The sequence below is a fragment of the Rhodococcus sp. BS-15 genome (assembly GCF_000813105.1).
Classification (GTDB): Bacteria; Actinomycetota; Actinomycetes; order Mycobacteriales; family Mycobacteriaceae; genus Rhodococcoides.
Map to the genome: position 1 here is coordinate 1 of NZ_BAOX01000526.1, position 1586 is coordinate 1586.

Below are 1586 nucleotides of genomic sequence, written 5' to 3' on the forward strand. Positions count from 1 at the left end.
CGGCGGCTACCAACTCGTCTCGGCCACGCGCAACAGCGCAGGCCGGATGAGCCGATACTCCGGTGCGATCGCGGCCGCGGTCGTCGCCGGTGGACTGGTGCTCGCCTACGGTGTGCAGACGATGACGCCGGCCGACGATCCCAACGTCTCACCGGCCGGAAGTGCCGCCCGATCCGCGACCGAATCGAACGACGCCGGTATGCCGGTCACCGAGGCTGGTCCCCCGACGAGAACCCGCCGACGACGGGAAGCACCCCCGGGGATCGATCCGACCCGACGGCAACCTCGGTCGACGCCACCGGATCGTCGTCGCGGTCGACCACGACCGCTCCGCCGACCAGTACCCCGACGCTGCGTCCGGCACCCGACCTCCCACCGATCGAGTGGCCGATCGACCCCACGTCGAATCCTTCGTCCCCCGATGTCACCACCGCAATCCCGATCGAACCGCCGACGTCGGTGACCACGATTCCGGTTCGGCCCTCCGAACCGATCGAGCCTTCGGACCCCAGCGATACGACCGAGATCGTTCCGAGTCCGACGCCTGAGCCCACGGCCGAGGTCACTCCCGAGTTCACTCCGGTGCCGACCGAGTCGATCAGTGTGCCGACCACCGATGTCAGCGGTTCGGAGCCCACGCCGGAACTGACGGCACCGCCGACGGTATGGTCGCCGCCTGCACCGGCCCCCTCGAGTGAGCCTCTGTCCGCGGCCGTGCCGTCGACAACCCGTTCGTCCGAGACCACCGCCGCGTCCACACAGGACGCTCAGCCGGGCACCTGACTGGTCGCCACCGACAGGCCGGGATCGGTCACTGCGGTCAATGCCGAAGGCTCGGCTCCGCCTGCGACGAGGTGGGCACCCAGGGCGGCGATCATCACGCCGTTGTCGGTGCACAGTCGCGGTTTCGGAATTCTCAGCGTCAAACCCTGCTCGGCACAACGACTTTCGATCAGCGAACGAATGCGAGAGTTGGCGGTGGCACCCCCACCCAGCACGATCGTGTCGACGTCGACGTCGGTTGCCGCGCGAACGGCCTTCATCGTCAGGACATCGGCGACGGATTCCTGGAAGGACGCGGCGATGTCCGCGACCGGAATCGGATCTCCTGCACGGTGCCTGGCCTCGACGAACCGAGCAACAGCCGTCTTGACCCCGGAAAACGAGAAATCGTAGCGGGCGTCGCGTGGGCCGGTCATTCCTCGGGGAAACGCGATCGCGGTCGGATCACCCTCGCGCGCAGCATCATCGAGGGCCGGACCACCCGGGTAGCCCAATCCCAACAGCCGCGCAACCTTGTCGAAGGCCTCCCCGGCTGCATCGTCGACCGTAGTCCCGAGCTCGGCGATCGGCCGGGACAGATCGTCGACGTGCAGCAGATGAGTATGCCCACCGGATACCAACAGTGCCACGCACGACGGCATCGGCCCGTGCTCGAGTGTGTCGACCGCGACATGTCCGCCGAGATGGTTGACCGCGTAGAAGGGCACACCCCAGGCCGCGGCGTACGCCTTGGCAGCGGCAACCCCGACCAGCAACGCCCCCGGCCAGCCCCGGCCCCGATCGTCACCCGCGACGCGTCGGGA

Annotated in this window: 1 protein-coding gene and 1 pseudogene; both read right to left on the minus strand. The window is 68.3% G+C overall.

The window, feature by feature from the left end:
* Positions 1-206: 206 nt before the first annotated feature.
* Positions 207-746: a hypothetical protein gene (locus RHBS_RS27600; RefSeq protein WP_128646922.1), complete on the minus strand. Its 540-nt coding sequence runs from the start codon at positions 744-746 to the stop codon at positions 207-209.
* Between the two features lie 21 nt (positions 747-767).
* Positions 768-1586 (minus strand): annotated as a pseudogene (locus RHBS_RS27605) (tRNA (adenosine(37)-N6)-threonylcarbamoyltransferase complex transferase subunit TsaD); the annotation flags it as partial.